17 protein-coding genes and 1 pseudogene are annotated in these 14,776 nt (G+C 71.8%); 9 read left to right on the forward strand and 9 right to left on the reverse strand.

Going from position 1 to position 14,776, the window contains the following annotated elements:
- Positions 1-11: 11 nt before the first annotated feature.
- The 5 genes from ACZ562_RS01190 to ACZ562_RS01210 all read right to left on the reverse strand — a co-directional run bounded on the left by ACZ562_RS01190 (position 12) and on the right by ACZ562_RS01210 (position 5,133).
- Positions 12-1,019 (reverse strand): alpha-ketoacid dehydrogenase subunit beta, encoded by a 1,008-nt coding sequence (locus ACZ562_RS01190; protein ID WP_471172748.1) that lies wholly within the window; start codon positions 1,017-1,019, stop codon positions 12-14.
- Positions 1,007-1,987, reverse strand: coding sequence for a thiamine pyrophosphate-dependent dehydrogenase E1 component subunit alpha (locus ACZ562_RS01195; protein WP_471172754.1), 981 nt, complete (start codon positions 1,985-1,987; stop codon positions 1,007-1,009). Before ACZ562_RS01195 ends, ACZ562_RS01190 begins: the two co-directional genes overlap by 13 nt.
- On the reverse strand, positions 1,987-3,315 hold the full coding sequence (locus tag ACZ562_RS01200) for a M24 family metallopeptidase (protein ID WP_471172758.1): 1,329 nt from the start codon (positions 3,313-3,315) through the stop codon (positions 1,987-1,989). The genes ACZ562_RS01195 and ACZ562_RS01200 overlap by 1 nt, the downstream gene beginning before the upstream one ends.
- A gap of 45 nt (positions 3,316-3,360) precedes the next feature.
- Positions 3,361-4,002 (reverse strand): helix-turn-helix domain-containing protein, encoded by a 642-nt coding sequence (locus ACZ562_RS01205; protein ID WP_471172763.1) that lies wholly within the window; start codon positions 4,000-4,002, stop codon positions 3,361-3,363.
- A 654-nt stretch (positions 4,003-4,656) separates the two neighbouring features.
- The gene (locus tag ACZ562_RS01210; protein WP_471172767.1) at positions 4,657-5,133 is read right to left on the reverse strand and encodes a potassium channel family protein; all 477 of its coding nucleotides are present in this window, start codon (positions 5,131-5,133) and stop codon (positions 4,657-4,659) included.
- 189 nt (positions 5,134-5,322) lie between these two features.
- Here ACZ562_RS01210 and ACZ562_RS01215 point away from each other — a divergent pair, with 189 nt between their 5' ends.
- The 6 genes and pseudogenes from ACZ562_RS01215 (at position 5,323) to ACZ562_RS01240 (ending at position 9,934) form a co-directional block, all read left to right on the forward strand.
- Positions 5,323-5,562 (forward strand): hypothetical protein, encoded by a 240-nt coding sequence (locus ACZ562_RS01215; RefSeq protein ID WP_471172771.1) that lies wholly within the window; start codon positions 5,323-5,325, stop codon positions 5,560-5,562.
- A gap of 235 nt (positions 5,563-5,797) precedes the next feature.
- On the forward strand, positions 5,798-6,664 hold the full coding sequence (locus ACZ562_RS01220) for a hypothetical protein (RefSeq protein ID WP_471172774.1): 867 nt from the start codon (positions 5,798-5,800) through the stop codon (positions 6,662-6,664).
- Positions 6,665-6,778: 114 nt separating this feature from the next.
- Entirely contained in the window at positions 6,779-7,591 is an 813-nt protein-coding gene (locus ACZ562_RS01225) for an SAM-dependent methyltransferase (RefSeq protein ID WP_471172780.1), read from the forward strand.
- 39 nt (positions 7,592-7,630) lie between these two features.
- The gene (locus tag ACZ562_RS01230; protein WP_471172783.1) at positions 7,631-9,034 is read left to right on the forward strand and encodes a glutamine synthetase family protein; all 1,404 of its coding nucleotides are present in this window, start codon (positions 7,631-7,633) and stop codon (positions 9,032-9,034) included.
- A 1-nt stretch (position 9,035) separates the two neighbouring features.
- A pseudogene (locus ACZ562_RS01235) lies at positions 9,036-9,380 on the forward strand (amidohydrolase family protein); the annotation flags it as partial.
- A gap of 26 nt (positions 9,381-9,406) precedes the next feature.
- Positions 9,407-9,934 (forward strand): NUDIX hydrolase family protein, encoded by a 528-nt coding sequence (locus ACZ562_RS01240; RefSeq protein ID WP_471173938.1) that lies wholly within the window; start codon positions 9,407-9,409, stop codon positions 9,932-9,934.
- 21 nt (positions 9,935-9,955) lie between these two features.
- Here ACZ562_RS01240 and ACZ562_RS01245 read toward each other — a convergent pair whose 3' ends face one another.
- Together ACZ562_RS01245 and ACZ562_RS01250 are read right to left on the reverse strand one after the other, a co-directional pair.
- On the reverse strand, positions 9,956-10,303 hold the full coding sequence (locus ACZ562_RS01245) for a nuclear transport factor 2 family protein (RefSeq protein WP_471172786.1): 348 nt from the start codon (positions 10,301-10,303) through the stop codon (positions 9,956-9,958).
- 5 nt (positions 10,304-10,308) lie between these two features.
- A complete protein-coding gene (locus ACZ562_RS01250) occupies positions 10,309-11,115 on the reverse strand; it encodes a DUF427 domain-containing protein (protein WP_471172788.1) in 807 nt (268 codons plus the stop codon).
- Between ACZ562_RS01250 and ACZ562_RS01255 the strand changes: the two genes are divergently transcribed.
- Positions 11,114-11,269 (forward strand): hypothetical protein, encoded by a 156-nt coding sequence (locus tag ACZ562_RS01255; protein ID WP_471172791.1) that lies wholly within the window; start codon positions 11,114-11,116, stop codon positions 11,267-11,269. The two genes, ACZ562_RS01250 and ACZ562_RS01255, sit on opposite strands and share 2 nt — an antisense overlap.
- A 103-nt stretch (positions 11,270-11,372) precedes the next feature.
- Complete coding sequence (locus ACZ562_RS01260) at positions 11,373-11,786, forward strand: VOC family protein (protein WP_471172796.1); 414 nt, start codon at positions 11,373-11,375, stop codon at positions 11,784-11,786.
- A gap of 48 nt (positions 11,787-11,834) precedes the next feature.
- Here ACZ562_RS01260 and glpK read toward each other — a convergent pair whose 3' ends face one another.
- Together glpK and ACZ562_RS01270 are read right to left on the reverse strand one after the other, a co-directional pair.
- Positions 11,835-13,370: a glycerol kinase GlpK gene (gene glpK / locus ACZ562_RS01265; RefSeq protein ID WP_471172799.1), complete on the reverse strand. Its 1,536-nt coding sequence runs from the start codon at positions 13,368-13,370 to the stop codon at positions 11,835-11,837.
- Between the two features lie 42 nt (positions 13,371-13,412).
- Positions 13,413-14,180 carry an IclR family transcriptional regulator gene (locus ACZ562_RS01270; RefSeq protein ID WP_471172803.1) on the reverse strand — a complete coding sequence of 256 codons (768 nt, stop codon included), beginning with the start codon at positions 14,178-14,180 and terminating at the stop codon, positions 13,413-13,415.
- A gap of 148 nt (positions 14,181-14,328) precedes the next feature.
- Between ACZ562_RS01270 and ACZ562_RS01275 the strand changes: the two genes are divergently transcribed.
- The gene (locus ACZ562_RS01275; RefSeq protein ID WP_471172805.1) at positions 14,329-14,757 is read left to right on the forward strand and encodes an ATP-binding protein; all 429 of its coding nucleotides are present in this window, start codon (positions 14,329-14,331) and stop codon (positions 14,755-14,757) included.
- Positions 14,758-14,776: the final 19 nt, after the last annotated feature.

Here is a 14,776-nt window from a genome sequence, read left to right on the forward strand (position 1 = left end):
CCTTGGGGTGTTCAGTACGCGGCGAGGCTCCGGACGGCCGCCGCGACCTTGTCTGGGGTGGGGATGACCTCTTCTTCCAGCGCGTCGGCGAAGGGCAGCGGGACGCACTCCCCCGCCACCCGCCGCACCGGCGCGTCCAGCAGGCCGAATCCCTCGTCGGCGACGACCGACACGAGGGTGGCGCCCCATCCGCCCTGGTACGGGTTCTCCTCGACGGTCACCAGGCGCGAGGTCCTGCCGAGCGAGGCGAGGACGGTGGCGACGTCGAGCGGGACGAGACACCGCAGGTCGACGACCTCGGCCTCGATGCCCTCCGTCGCGAGCCGACCGGCGGCCGCCAGGGCCACCGGCACCATGGAGGCGAGGGCGACGAGGGTCACGTCGGCGCCCTCGCGCACGACGGCCGCACGCCCCAGCTCGACCACGTGGTCCGGCGGTGGCGGAGGCCCTTTGCCCGCCAGCAGTCCCTTGTGCTCGAAGAAGACCACCGGGTCGTCGCTGCGGATCGCGGCCGCCATCATGCCGATCACGTCGGAGGGCGTCGCCGGTGCCGCGATCTTGAGGCCGGGGACCGTGAACGCCCAGTTCTCGGTGGCCTGGGAGTGCTGGGCGCCGAAGCCGAGCCCGCCGCCGTTGGCGGTGCGCACGACGAGGGGCACGGTGACCTGTCCGCCCGTCATGTACCGCACCTTCGGTATCTCGTTGGCGAGGTAGTCCCAGCAACAGGCCAGGAAGTCGGAGAACATGACCTCCACGACCGGCCGCATCCCGGTCATCGCGGCACCCATCGCCGCGCCCACGATGGCCTGTTCGGAGATGGGCGTGTCCCACACCCGTTGGGGACCGAACTCCTCGAACAGACCGACGGTCGTCTTGAACACGCCGCCGGCCCGCCCGATGTCCTCCCCGAGGCATACGACGGCCGTGTCCCGGCGCATCTCCCGTGCGATGCCCTCGGCCACCGCCTCGCGATAGGTGATCTGCCGCGCGGCTGTCCGCTCCCCGGTCACGTCCGCCATGCGGCACCTCCGTCCGCCCACACGTCGGTCAGCGCCTGACGCGGATCGGGCGCCGGCGCGCTCTTCGCCGCCTCGACCGCCTTCTCCACGGCGTCACGGGCGCGTTCGTCGGCCTCGGTGACCTTCTCCTCGGGCACCCCCAGCTCGGTGAGCCGTCCGCGCGCGACGTCCAACGGGTCGTGTTTCAGCCACCGTGCGACCTCCTCGGCGGGACGGTACGTCGCCGGGTCGGCGCGGCTGTGCCCGAAGTGGCGGTAGGTCCGCGCCTCCAGCAGGGCGGGCCCGTCTCCTGCCCGGGCCCGGCCCGCGTGCCGGGCCACCGACTCCTGGACGGCTTCGACGTCGTTGCCGTCGACGACCTCGCCGGGGATCCCGTACGAGGGCGCCCGGTCGGCGGCGGGCCGGGCGACCGCCGTGACGTCGGCGATGGGCGTGTACTCCATGTAGAGGTTGTTCTCGCACACGAACAGCGCCGGCAGTTTCCATACGGCGGCCAGGTTGAGCGTCTCGTGGAAGGCTCCGATGTTGGTGGCTCCGTCGCCGAAGAACGCGACCGCGATCTGCCCGGTGCCGCGCAGCCGGGCCGACCATGCGGCGCCGGCCGCCATCGGCAGATGGGCGCCGACGATGGCGTACGAGCCGAGCATGCCGGTGGACGCCTTGGTCAGGTGCATGGAGCCGCCCTTGGCTCCGCACAACCCGGTGGCCCGGCTCATGAGTTCGGCGAGGCACTCCTCCGGTGTGGCGCCGCGCGCCATCACGTGGTGGTGGCCGCGGTAGGTGGCGAAGACGTAGTCGTCCGGGCGCAGGGCGGCGCTCGCGCCGACGGCGATCGCCTCCTGTCCCGCGGCGAGGTGGGTGGTGCCCTTGACCAGTCCGGACAGGAACAGGTCGTGGGCGGCCTTCTCCGTACGGCGGATGAGGGCCATCTGCTCGTACAGCGAGAGGAGTTCGTCCCCGCCGGCCATCAGTCGCCCCCGCGCGTGTTGAGGTGCGACTGCGCCTCGCGCCGGGTGTCGAGCTCGCCGCCCACGGTCCAGTACTTGCGGCCCGCGACCAGCAGCTCCTCCGCCGGGAACTTGGTGATCACCTCGCAGCCGTCGGCGGTGACGACCAGCTCCTCCTCGATGCGGGCGGCGGACCAGCCGTCGGCGGCGGGCCAGTACGTCTCCAGGGCGAACACCATGCCCTCTTCGAGGACTTCGGGATGCTCCAGCGAGACCAGACGGCTGAAGATGGGCTTCTCCCATATCGACAGGCCGACACCGTGGCCGTACTGGAGGGCGAAGGCGGCGGTCTCGTCGGCGAAACCGAACTCCTCGGCGCGCGGCCACACCCGGACGATGTCGGCGGTCGTCGCACCCGGCCGGACCAGCGCGATCGCCTCGTCCATGTACTCCCGGCAGCGGACGTACGCGTCGCGCTGGGCGCGGGAGGCGCTGCCCACGGCGAAGGTGCGGTAGTAGCAGGTGCGATAGCCGAGGTGGCTGTGCAGGATGTCGAAGAAGGCGGGGTCGCCGGGGCGGATCAGCCGGTCGCTGTAGACGTGCGGGTGGGGTGAACACCGCTCACCGGAGATGGCGTTGACTCCCTCGACGTACTCGCTGCCGAGGTCGTACAGGACCTTGCTGACCAGCCCGACGCACTCGTTCTCGCGCACGCCGGGGCGCAGGTGGCCGTAGAGCTCCTCGTACGCCGCGTCCACCATCGCGCAGGCCTGGGTGAGCAGCGAGATCTCGTCGCCGGTCTTGATGCGGCGGGCCTCCAGGAAGACCTGCTGTCCGTCGACGACGTCGATGCCCTCGGCGCGCAGGGCGGCGAGGACCGGCATCTCGGCCACGTCGACGCCGAGCGGCTCGCCCATGAGGCCGTGCTCGCGCAGCTCGCCGGCGATCTTCGCGGCGACGTCCTCGGCGATGCCCGCGTCCGGGTGGAAGGCGCCGCGGAGCGTGGAGATGCCGGCGCGGGCGCCGGTGGGCGGGCCGCCCTTGCCGTCGCTGTAGTCCAGCCAGGGGTTGTAGAGCTGGTGGTGGCGGGCCGCGGACCCGAAGTCCCAGACGACCGGCTCGCCGCCGCGCACCAGCAGGGCGAAGCGGATCAGCTTGTCCATCGCCCAGGTGCCGATGTGCGTGGCGGTCATGTAACGGATGCTGGCGAAGTCGAAGCTGAGCACGGCGCCCAGGTGGGAGCGGTTCAGCGAGTCGTGCAGCAGGGCCAGCCGCTGCCGGCGCAGCCGGTCCAGGTCGACGCGTTCTTCCCAGTCGACGGCGTTGGGGCCGTATGTACGGATCGCCATGGCGACCACCCCCACTTCGGAGTCAACGACCACGCACAGCGGGTGTCAAGCGGGACTGAACACGAACCAGACGCCCACGGCCGGCTCGTCGCCGTCGTTGCGGTACCGGTGCGGGGTCGTCGACTCGAAACACACCGCGTCGCCGGGACGCAGCGTGTGCTCGTCGGAACCGAGGGTGAGGACGAGCTCCCCGGAGATCAGGTAGCCGTACTCGGTGCCCGTATGCCGCATCAGACCCCCGCCGCCGGAGGAGGAACCACCGGACCGGTAGGTGACGAGCAGGAAGTCGACGTCCCTGCCCGGGACATGGCCGAGGCGCTCCCAGACGACGCCCGGGTCCAGCTCCAGCGTCTCCCGCTCGTCCGGACCCACCAGCGGGCCCATCCGGCGCCCCGGGTCGGCGGCGAAGGCGGCGAGGGCGCGCAGGGCGGCGCCGGGAGGGCCGGCGGCCGGCCGGGCCCGGACCGCTCCACCCCCTCCCTCGAACAGCGCCTCGACGGAGATGCCGAGGACCGTCGTGATGGCGTACAGCGTGCGGACCGACGGTTGGCTCTTGCCCGTCTCGATCTGGGAGACCAGGCTCGCGGACACCCCGATGTCCCGCGCGAGTCCGCGCAGGCTGATCCCGCGCGCGAGACGCGCCTGCCGGATGCGCGCGCCCAACGACGGCACGGAGGCGGGGGACACGGGCGCCTCCTCTCCCGGCCCGGTGCGTGAAGTTCCATTGAACAGCGGCGGCCGAGCACTGCGGAAGGCCCGCCCCACGGCCTCGCCAGGACCTGTCCGCCGGAAGCACCGCGCCGAGCTCCCGGCCGTCCCCGCTGCGCGGCCCGGCGCGCAGTTGTCCGCCCAGGGCCGTCACCCGCTCCTTCAGCGCGACGATGCCAAGCCGCCGCCATGGGCCGCATCCGGGAGCCGGGTGCCGCGGCGGCCGTCGTCGGACACCGTCGCCTCCGGGCGATCGTCGTCCCGGCGCGGCGGACGGTGATCGCGGTGGCGGCGGCCGTGTGCCGCCGGACATCGGCCGCGCCCTCCTGGACGACGCGGAAGGCAGCCGCCTGCACCGCGTGCGGGGAGGTCGCCGGGCAGGGCGGGATCACGGTGCAGGGGGACCGCATGGCCCGGGGTCGCGAATCCGTCGGTGGGGCCGGCGATGCCCGCGAGGTCGCCCACCGGGGGCGGCCGGCCGCCCCCGGGCCGGTGCCCGGCAGCACGCCGACCGTACGGCGCATGGAGGCCGGCGCCTCGGTGGCGGCACGCTCGATGCCGGCAGGGACGGGATGCAGTTCCCGCGCCGCGGTGACGTGTGCGGCTTCGGCGGCACGCGGCCGCCGCCACCGGTCAGCCGTCCTTCTCCCGGGCGGAAACCTTCGCGGCCAGCAGCCGCTCCAACCGGTCGAAGCGCTCGTGCAGGGCGCGTGCTGCCTCGTCACCCAACTCCCGGGCGCCGTGGGCGAGTCGGTGACGTCGGCGTTGTTCCCGGCCGACGAACCAGGTGGCCAGGGCAGCGGTCACCATGCCGTACGTGGTGATGCCGACGACCATCACCACCGAGCCGACGATCCGGCCCCACAGGGTCACCGGATAGAAGTCGCCGTATCCGACGGTGGTCGCTGTCTCGATCGACCACCACAGGGCTTTGGGATACGACGTGAGATTGGCGCGCTGCGCGCCGTGTTCGGCGACGACCACGGCCCACGAACCCGAGAGCATCACCAGCAGGAGAACGAGCATGGCGCCGCCCGCCGCCTTCAGGTGGAGCGAGTGCTCCCGGCCGCGCAGCAACTCGACCGTCCTGGCGAGGAATCCGGGCAGCATGGCCGCTCCTTCCGGTCGGGGTGCCGCGCCGGCGGCCGGACGTCGGGCGCCGGCATACGGCCAGTGTCGTCGCGCGGAGGCGGGCGGGCATGCCGGGCGGGGCGTTCGAGTTGCCGTACGACGTGCGGCGTTGTGCCCTGGAGAGAGGGGGGCGTCCCGCTACCCGACTCAGGACGGAGGAGCGAGCCCATGGCGGCGCAGCCCCGATCCGTGCCGGAGACCTTCGCGTTCACCTGCGGCGTGTGCGGCCACAGCTGGGAGGCCACCTTCCAGGTCATGTTCTTCACCGACCCCCTGGACGCCTCGGGCCTGACCACCCAGGAGTACGTCGACGAGGCGGGCCGGGCGATCAGGTCACCGCTCACCGACGCCGTCTGCCCCCGGTGCGGCGCACGCAGGGTGCGGATCCGGGAGGCCCGCACACACTGACGCGGTGGGCGCGCCACACGCACCGCACGCGCTCCACGCACCCCATGCGCCCCACCCACCACCAGGCACCCCCGAGGCACCCCACCCACCACCAGGCACCCCCGAGGCACCCCACGCACCCCCAGGCACCCCACCGCTCCGGCACCTCACCCGAACGGTCCGGTGCGCTGGTGCGCCCGCAGGGCCGATGGTGGCCTGAGGACGGCAGGCACCACGTTCTCAGGAGGCATCCGCGATGAGCCCTCGTCCGTCCGGCCCCGCCCGACTCCTCGCCTCGGCCCTGGCGGCGGGCGCGCTGCTGACCACCGCGGCCTGCGCGGACGGCGGCGACGGCGGCTCGGGCGCCTCCGACATGTCCGCGTCCCCCGTCGCCGGGGAGTCCCGGGCCGCGAAGCCCCTGACCGGGAAGTCGCCCACCCCTTCGCCGTCCGGCGCCTTCACCGCGGCCGGCGGCGCCCTCACCGGCGCCGGCGCGCAGGCCGCGCTGATCACCGCGGCCGACATCGAGGACGACTGGTCGCGGTCCAAGGACGCCGCCTCCTGGCACGAGAGCCTGCTCGTGGGCACGGTCGACGTCTCCGACTTCGTCACCGGCAAGACGGACGCCGCCGACTGCCAGAAGCTGCTGGACTCGCTGTACGACGACGACCTCCTCGGCAAGCCGTCCGGGGCGTCCGCCCTCACCGGCTTCCAGCAGGGCGACTCCCGCCTGCTCTACCAGGTCGCCGCCTACGACAAGGCCGCGCTGGACTCCTCTTTCGACTGGCTGAAGTCCCTCCCGGCCGAGTGCGACCGGTTCACCCTGACCGACGGCTCGGACAAGCGGACGGTCGAGGTGATCGAGACCTCGGTGCCCGACGAGGGCGACGCCCGGCAGGGGCTGCGCGTCACGGTGCAGGGCACGGCCGACGGCGAGCCCGCCACGCTGACCCTGGACGTGGCCGCCGTCCGCGTCGGCACGGACGCGATCACGGTCACGGGCGGCGGCCTCTCCGGGGACCAGGCCGACTCGGTCCAGCAAGCGGTCACGGAGGGCACCCCGCGCCTTGAGGACGTACTCGCGGGAAAGACCCCCTCACCGGATCCCGGAGAGCTGGACTGAACCCAGGCGCCTGACGCCGAGGGGCCGCGGCCGCTCATGGCATTCACGGGACAATGTGATCACCGTGACGTCACAATGGCGACGACGGCCACAGGCGTGCGAAGGAGCAGAGACGTGAGCGAGAGCCACATCCCGTCAGGCGGGTCGGCGAGGCTGAACACCGGTGTGGCGCACAACGCGCGCGTGTGGAACTACTGGATCGGCGGCAAGGACAACTACGAGGTCGACCAGCGGGTCGGCGAGCACGTCGCCGCGATGTTCCCGGTGATCCGGGAGATCGCGCGCGCGGACCGCGACTTCCTCGGCCGGGCGGTGCGGCACCTGGCGGGCGAGCGCGGGGTACGGCAGTTCCTCGACATCGGCACCGGGCTGCCGACGGCGGAGAACACCCACGAGATCGCCCAGCGGATCGCGCCCGACTCACGGATCGTCTACGTCGACAACGACCCGATCGTGCTCGTGCACGCGCGCACCCTGCTGACCGGCACGTCCGAGGGCGTCACCGACTACATAGACGCCGACGTGCACGACCCGGAAGCCATCCTCGAACGCGCCACGCGGAGCCTCGACTTCACGCGGCCGGTCGCCGTCATGATGCTCGGCATCCTCAACTTCGTCCTCGACACCGACAAGGCGCGCGACATCGCCCGGAAGATCATGGCCGCGGTGCCCTCCGGCAGCTTCCTGGTCCTGACGCACCCCACCTTCGAGGCCGATCTGGGCGGCGAAGGCCAGATCCCGGCGATGAAGTTCTGGAACGAGAACGCCACTCCGCCGATCACCGCCCGCAGCCGGGCGGACATCGCCGTGTTCTTCGACGGCCTTCAGCTGCTCGAACCGGGCCTGGTGTCGTGTGCGCAATGGCGTGCCGAGCCCGGCTCTCCCGCAGCGGTACCGCAGTTCGGCGCGGTGGCCGTGAAACCCTGACGCACGGCCGTCACTCGCCGAGCCAGTCGAGGAGGACGTATGACCACGCTTGCCGACCCCGTGCCCGGAGGGCGGCCCGGCGACGTCGAGCGGGCCACCGCGCTCGCCGGGGAGCTGTCCGGACGGGGCGTGCACGGCGTGGTCCTGGCCTATGTCGACACCGCGGGCATCGGCCGGGTGAAGACGATCCCGACGGCCAAGCTGGCCTCGGCCGCGGCCTGGGGAGTCGGCATGTCGCCGGTGTTCGACACCTTCCTGGCGAACGACTCGATCGTCACGACCGACGTCCTCGGCTCCCCGGACGGCGATCTGCGGCTGTATCCCGACCTCGGCCGGCTGGTGGTGCTGTCCGGGCAGCCCGGCTGGGCGTGGGCCCCGGTCGACCGGATCACACAGGAGGGCGAGCGGCATCCGGGGTGCGCCCGCACCTTTCTGCGCCGGATCGTCGCGGACACGGCCGAGCACCATGGCATCACGTTCAAGGCGGCCGTCGAGGTCGAGTGGACCGTCGCCCGAGCACCCACGGCCGAGGGCGGCTTCGTCCCCGCGACGAGCGGTCCGGCGTACGGCGCCATCCGGCAGACCGAACTCGGTGACTGCACCGCGGACCTGCTGGCGGCCCTCGCGGAACAGGGCGTTGACGTCGACCAGCTCCATCCCGAGTACGCGGCCGGGCAGTTCGAGGTGTCCGTGGGCGCTCTCGACCCCGTGGCGGCGGCCGACCGGAGCGTGCTGGTGCGGCAGACGATCCGGGCGGTGGCGCAGCGCCACGGGCTCGCCGTCTCCTTCGCCCCGGCCGTCGTCGCCCAGGGCGTCGGCAACGGCGGTCACGTCCACCTCTCCGCGTGGCGCGACGGGGTGAACCTGCACTCCGGGGGCGCGCGCCGCTACGGGATGACCGCCGAGGCCGAGTCGTTCGCGGCCGGAGTGCTCGCCCATCTGCCGGCCCTGACCGCGGTGACCGCGCCCAGCCCGGTCAGCTATCTGCGCCTCAAACCCTCGCAGTGGGCCGGGGTGTTCACCGCCTGGGGCCGCGAGACCCGCGAGGCGGCGCTGCGGGTGATCACCGGCACGGTGGGGCACCGCGACCGGGCGGCGAACCTGGAGGTGAAGCCGGTCGACCTGGCCGCCAACCCCTACCTGGCGCTCGGCTGTCTGGTCGCGGCGGGGCTCGACGGGCTGGCGTCGTCCGCGGTCCTGCCCGGCGAGATCACCGGCGATCCGGCCCGCCTCGGCGCTGAGGAGGCGGCAGCCCTGGGCGTGCGCCGGCTGCCCGTCTCGCTCGACGAGGCCGTCGCGGAGTTCCGCGAGGACGAAACGCTGCGGGCAGCTCTGGGGCCGGTCCTCGCCGACGCGGTGATCGCCGTACGACAGGGGGAACTCGCGGCGGTGGAGGGGCTGGACGACGAGCGGACGGCGGCCGCGTACCGCTGGAAGTACTGACATGGGTGCGACCACGGCCGCGCGGCAGGGGCCGGTGCACGAGGCCCTCGCCGCCCTGCCGCTCGTGGACCACCACTGCCACGGAGTCGTCACCGCCGGCCTGAGCCGGGAGCGCTTCGAGTCGCTGATCACGGAGGGCGCGGCCTGGCCCGGGATCTCGCCCTTCGACAGCCCGGTCGGCGTGGCCGTCCGGCGACACTGCGCTCCCCTGCTGGACCTGCCGCGGCACGCACCCGCCGAGGAGTACCTGGCGCGCCGGGCCGGACTCGGCGCGCGCGAGGTCAACCGCCGCTTCCTCACCGCCGCCGGCAAGAAGACGACCGCGACTGAGCGCCCGCACCCACCGGAAAGTATGATCTAGCAATGTCTGACATGACCGAAACCACGCCCGGTTGGCTGACCAGCGACGAACTGGAGATGGCACGCGCCCGCATGCCGATCCTGTACGTCGAGGCCGTGCCCGTGCGGGTGGACGACAGCGGCGAAGTCACGAGTGTCGGCCTGCTGCTGCGCATCGGGCCGGACGGAACGGTCAGCCGGACCCTGGTCTCCGGCCGGGTGCTCCACCACGAGCGGGTGCGCGACGCCCTGCTGCGGCACCTGGAGAAGGACCTCGGGCCGGTGGCGCTGCCCCGGATCCCGGCCTCCCTGCAGCCCTTCACCGTCGCGGAGTACTTCCCGACGCAGGGCATCACGGCGTACCACGACCCCCGCCAGCACGCAGTGTCGCTCGCCTATGTCGTCCCGGTGACGGGCGACTGCCGCCCCCGGCAGGACGCCCTCGACCTGGTGTGGTTCAGCCCGCAGGAGGCCCTGTCACCCGCGGTGCAGAGTGAGATGCCGGGCGGGCACGGGGTGCTGCTCAAGCAGGCGCTGGCGCATGCGGGCTGCGTGATCTGAGGCCGCTGCCTCCTCCTTCCGTCACGCCTTGCCGCCGAAGAAGACCTGCACCTGACGGATGAGTCCGTCCCGGACGGTGATGGCCTCGACGTTGCGGTGCCGGCCGCCCGTCGTGAGCTCGTACTCGTAGTGGGCGAAGACGAGTTCGCCGTCGGCCGGAGTGACGTGGAGCAGCCGCTGCTCCTTCAGCCGGTGGGCCGTCGGGAAGCACCGCTCGAAGAACGCGGTCTTGTCGATGTGGTCGTCCTGCGGGCTGGTGAAGGAGAATTCGTCGGCGTAGAGGGGGAAGGCGGCGCCGCGGTCCTGGGCGAGGTGAGCCCGGAACGCGGCTTCGACGACCTGCGTCGGGCCGGCCGTACGGTCGGTCATGTCGGTCACCGCTTCGCGAGCATCGCGGTGAACGGGGTGACCGGGCGTTCCATGCGTTCGCCGTCCACGGTGATGTCGACCGCCTCGTTGTAGAAGGCGAGCAGCCCCTTCACGGCCCGCACCCCGGGCAGCGGTTCCGGGTAGCTCCAGACGATGTTCGGCGGTACGTCGGCCTCGCCCCGCCAGGACCAGTAGCTCGCCGTGCCCTTGTACGGGCAGCCGGTGTGGTGGTCGGTGGCGGCGAGCAGGTCGAGGCGGACGTCCTCGCGGGGGAAGTAGTAGCGGGTGGGCAGGGACGTCTCGAAGAGCAGCACCGGGCTGCGGGTGTCGGCGACGGTCGTGCCGTCGATCTCGACCCGGACATGGCGGCTGCTGGGCATCGCGTCCACGCGTTTGTGGGGATCGCGGGGGTGGATGAAGATCTCTTCCTCCTCCTCGTACCAGTGGTCGAGGCCGTTGCCCCGGTGCCGGAACCACTCGAAGGCGATGTGTCCGGCCAGATCCTCGGCGGGGAAGGTCCAGGCCGCGTTCTCCAGCAGTTCGCCGCCGGCCTGGAGGTCGTAGAAGATCCGCGATCCGGTGTGGGTGCCCGTGCGCGGGTTCTTCGCCGGGCGCAGCAGGTCCTGACGGACGTCCTCGCGCGGGAAGGCGTACTGGGGAACGGGCAGTGCCGGCTCCCACACCAGGACGGGGTGGCGGCTGTCGACGACGGTGACATCACCCTTGAGTCCGCGCACCCAGCGTTCGCTCGGCTCCCACAGGAGGCCCTCGGGGGTGCTCCTGGGGGATCGCTCGTTGGGCAGGGTGCTCATGACGGTTCTCCTTCCGTCGGCTCCTTCCAGTCAGGCACACGACGCCGGCGACCGCCAGGGCCACCGCTCCCCCGTCTGCCAGGACACCCAGGGCGTCCAGCTGATGCTGCCGGGCGGCATGCTCCGGCGCGACCACCGCTCGCCGGCCGGGTGATGATCGCCGTAAGCCCCACGTCCTGCCGGCGCGGGCGGGCCGATGCCGGCGGCCCGCGCTAGTGTGCCCGGAGAAGACCGTTTGCCCGTTTCAGGAGGTTTTCATGGCCTCGCGACTCAACCCGTATCTCAGCTTCGGCGGCGACGCCCGGCAGGCGATGGAGTTCTACAAGGAGGTCTTCGGCGGCACCCTCAAGCTCAACACCTTCGGGGACTTCGGCCAGAAGGACGCCCCGGGGGCCGACAACATCATGCACGGCATGCTGGAGACCGACAGCGGCTTCACCCTGATGGGTGCCGACGCACCTCCGGGCATGGAGCACACGCCGGGCAGCAACTTCGCGGTGAGCGTCAGCGGTGACGACGACGCCGAGCTGCGCGGCTACTGGGAGCAGCTGTCCGCCGGCGGCTCCGTGTCCGTCCCGCTGGAGAAGCAGATGTGGGGCGACGTGTTCGGCATGTGCACGGACCGCTTCGGCATCGCCTGGATGGTCGACATCGTGCAGCCGCAGAGCTGAGCGGGCCACACCCGGGTCCCGCCGACCGACGGCCGCCGGGACCTGGACTCAGCCGTCCGGCTCGCTCCCCCCTTTTCGCCTCGGCGGCCGGATCCACCCCAGGGACCGCTCGACGGCCCGCTGCCAGGATTCGTACTCCCACTCCCGCCGTTCGGGGTCCATGTCCGGCAGCCACTGGGCGGCCATGTGCCATTTGCGGCGCAGGACCTGCAGGTCCGGCCAGTAGCCGGCCGCGAGTCCGGCCGCGTAGGCCGCGCCCAGCGACACCGTCTCGTGGACGAGGGGCCGTACGACGGGAACGTCGAGCACGTCGGCGAGGATCTGCATGAGCAGGTGGTCGGAGGTCATGCCGCCGTCCACCTTGAGTTGCTTCAGGGCGAGCGCCGAGTCGGCGTTCATGGCGTCGACGACCTCCCGCGTCTGCCAGCCGGTGGCCTCCAGGACGGCTCGGGCCAGATGGCCCTTCGTGATGTACGAGGTGAGGCCGACGATGACGCCCCGGGCGTCGCTGCGCCAGTGGGGTGCGAACAGACCGGAGAACGCCGGGACGATGTAGCAGCCGCCGTTGTCCTCGACGGTGCGCGCCAGCGTCTCGATCTCGGGAGCGCTGTGGATCAGGCCCAGACGGTCGCGGAACCACTGCACCAGCGAGCCGGTGACGGCGATCGGGCCTTCCAGGGCGTAGACCGTGGGCTGGTTCGCGATCTTGTACGCGACCGTGGTGAGGAGCCCGTGCCGGGAACGTACGAGGTCGGTGCCTGTGTTCATCACCAGGAAGCTGCCGGTCCCGTAGGTGCATTTCGCCTCGCCGGGCGAGAAGCAGGTCTGTCCGAACAGGGCCGCCTGCTGGTCACCGAGGGCGGCTGTGATGTGGACGCCCGGCAGCAGCGCACGGGCCTCGCCGTAGTCCTCGGCCGAGGACCGGATCTCCGGCAGCATGGGGCGCGGCACCCCGAAGAAGTCCATCAGCGCTTCGTCCCAGGTCAGCGTCCGGATGTCCATGAGCATGGTGCGGCTGGCGTTGGTGGCGTCGGTGATGTGCAGGCCGCCGTTCGTACCGCCGGTGAGGTTCCAGATCAGCCAGCTCTCGATGGTGCCGAACAGCACCTCGCCGTCCCAGGCGCGCTTCTCCAGCCCGTCGACGTTCTCGAACAGCCAGCGGATACGGGGTGCGGAGAAGTAGGTCGAAGGAGGGAGGCAGCAGTGTTCGAGGAAGAAGTCGTCTCCGGGCTCTCTCCTCAGCTCCTCGACGAGCGGGGCGGTGCGGGTGTCCTGCCAGACGATCGCCCTGCCCAGGGGGATCCCCGTCCGCCGGTCCCAGAGCACTGTCGTCTCGCGCTGGTTGGCGATCCCGATGGCGGAGATCTGTCCCGCGTCGATACGGGCGTTCGACAGGGCCTCGGGTACGACGCGCTGGAGGTTGCGCCAGATCTCGACCGCGTCGTGCTCGACCCAGCCGGGCCGGGGGAAGTACTGCTCGTGCTCCCGCTGGGCGACCGACACCAGCCGCCCGCCGTGGTCGAACAGGATGCATCGCGTGGACGTGGTGCCCTGGTCGATGGACATCACATACCGTTCCACCATGATCGGCCCTGCCTTCCGATGCGTCGCGGAGGTGCTGGGGACCTACCAGCGGGCCGCGCCCAGGTCTCTGGAGATCGCGCGTGCCGCCTCCCGCAGCACGGTGATCAGGGCCGGCATAGGCCGGCCTTTGGTGTCACAGATCCGCTCGACGGGGCCTGACACTCCGATCGCGCCCACCACCAGACCGCCGTGCCCCCGGATGGGCGCGGCGATTCCGGCCTCGCCCATGCTCATCTCCTGGACCTCGGCACCCCAGCCGAAGTCCCGTATCTCGCCGAGCGCCCGGTTGAGCTGCTCCGGGTGGACCAGGGTGTGGCGGGTGTACGCCTCCGGTTCGTTCTCCAGCACGGGCTCGACCGGGGTGGTCCCGAAGGCCAGGAGGACTTTGCCGAGCGAGGAGGCGTGCAGCGGCAGCAGTGCGCCGACGTCCAGGGTCTGGAGGGTGTCGTCCGGCCGGAAGACGTGGTGGATGACGAGCACCTTGCCCTCCAGCGGCGTCCCCAGGCGGACCGCCTCTCCACTGCGGGCGGCCAGGGCGTCGGCCCAGTTGATGGAGCGCGAGCGCAGTTCGTTGACGTCGAGGTAACTGGTCCCGAGGTGCAGCAGTGCGGCCCCGAGCTGGTACTTTCCGGTCGCCGCGTCCTGCTCCACGAAGTCGACGTGCTGTAGGGTGCGCAGAATGCCGTGGGCGGTGCCCTTCGCCAGCCCCAGCGACGAGGCCACCTCGCCCAGCCCAAGCCGGCGGGATCCACTGGCGAGCAGACGCAGGATCGCCGCCGCCCGCTCTATGGACTGGACTGGGCCGGCCATGTAGCGATGGTAGTCCGAATCTTCCCCATTCGGGACTGTCGTTCGATAATGCCGACCCCTGTTCGTTGACTCACGGCTTCTCCCTCCTTAGCGTGCTATGAGCTCGGCACACGGCCGGGGGCAACACTTCCCCTTGGAGGAGGGCACAATGACAACAGCGCAGCTCGACGCCGCGCCGCACGGGGAAGTCGAACACGTCTTCCCGCTTCCGCACGCCCCGGGCGCCGTCTCGGCCGTACGTCGAAGCGTGCGCAGGGTCCTCACCGACTGGAGCCTGGCCGCGGACGTCGCCGAGGATGTGCTGCTGGTGGTCTCGGAGCTGCTCACCAACGCGATCGTGCACGCCGTGCCCCCGGCGACGCTGACGCTCTCGCGGAACCATGTGGACCGGGACGGCGCCGTACGCGTCGAGGTGACCGACAACGGGCCCGCGGCCCCGGCCGCGCTGGCGGCTTCCGCCGTCGACCCGGACGAGCACGGCCGCGGCCTCGGCATCGTCCACGCGCTGTCCGCCCGGTGCGGCATACACGTGCACCCGGGCGGAACCAGCAGGTGGGCAGAGGTGCAGTTCGTCTGAGCCGTGGTCCGGGTCGCCC

It is taken from the genome of Streptomyces sp. NPDC040410 (assembly GCF_055595715.1).

Excerpts from the sequence above, each read along its gene's own strand:
- ACZ562_RS01195 (WP_471172754.1), bottom strand. The coding sequence starts at position 1,987 with ATGGCCGGCGGGGACGAACTCCTCTCGCTGTACGAGCAGATGGCCCTC.
- ACZ562_RS01200 (WP_471172758.1), bottom strand. The coding sequence starts at position 3,315 with ATGGCGATCCGTACATACGGCCCCAACGCCGTCGACTGGGAAGAACGC.
- ACZ562_RS01230 (WP_471172783.1), top strand. The coding sequence starts at position 7,631 with ATGACCACGCTTGCCGACCCCGTGCCCGGAGGGCGGCCCGGCGACGTC.
- ACZ562_RS01275 (WP_471172805.1), top strand. The coding sequence starts at position 14,329 with ATGACAACAGCGCAGCTCGACGCCGCGCCGCACGGGGAAGTCGAACAC.
- ACZ562_RS01190 (WP_471172748.1), bottom strand. The coding sequence starts at position 1,019 with ATGGCGGACGTGACCGGGGAGCGGACAGCCGCGCGGCAGATCACCTAT.
- ACZ562_RS01220 (WP_471172774.1), top strand. The coding sequence starts at position 5,798 with ATGAGCCCTCGTCCGTCCGGCCCCGCCCGACTCCTCGCCTCGGCCCTG.
- ACZ562_RS01255 (WP_471172791.1), top strand. The coding sequence starts at position 11,114 with ATGACGGTTCTCCTTCCGTCGGCTCCTTCCAGTCAGGCACACGACGCC.
- ACZ562_RS01270 (WP_471172803.1), bottom strand. The coding sequence starts at position 14,180 with ATGGCCGGCCCAGTCCAGTCCATAGAGCGGGCGGCGGCGATCCTGCGT.
- ACZ562_RS01260 (WP_471172796.1), top strand. The coding sequence starts at position 11,373 with ATGGCCTCGCGACTCAACCCGTATCTCAGCTTCGGCGGCGACGCCCGG.
- ACZ562_RS01210 (WP_471172767.1), bottom strand. The coding sequence starts at position 5,133 with ATGCTGCCCGGATTCCTCGCCAGGACGGTCGAGTTGCTGCGCGGCCGG.
- ACZ562_RS01215 (WP_471172771.1), top strand. The coding sequence starts at position 5,323 with ATGGCGGCGCAGCCCCGATCCGTGCCGGAGACCTTCGCGTTCACCTGC.
- ACZ562_RS01250 (WP_471172788.1), bottom strand. The coding sequence starts at position 11,115 with ATGAGCACCCTGCCCAACGAGCGATCCCCCAGGAGCACCCCCGAGGGC.
- ACZ562_RS01245 (WP_471172786.1), bottom strand. The coding sequence starts at position 10,303 with ATGACCGACCGTACGGCCGGCCCGACGCAGGTCGTCGAAGCCGCGTTC.
- ACZ562_RS01240 (WP_471173938.1), top strand. The coding sequence starts at position 9,407 with ATGACCGAAACCACGCCCGGTTGGCTGACCAGCGACGAACTGGAGATG.
- glpK (WP_471172799.1), bottom strand. The coding sequence starts at position 13,370 with ATGGTGGAACGGTATGTGATGTCCATCGACCAGGGCACCACGTCCACG.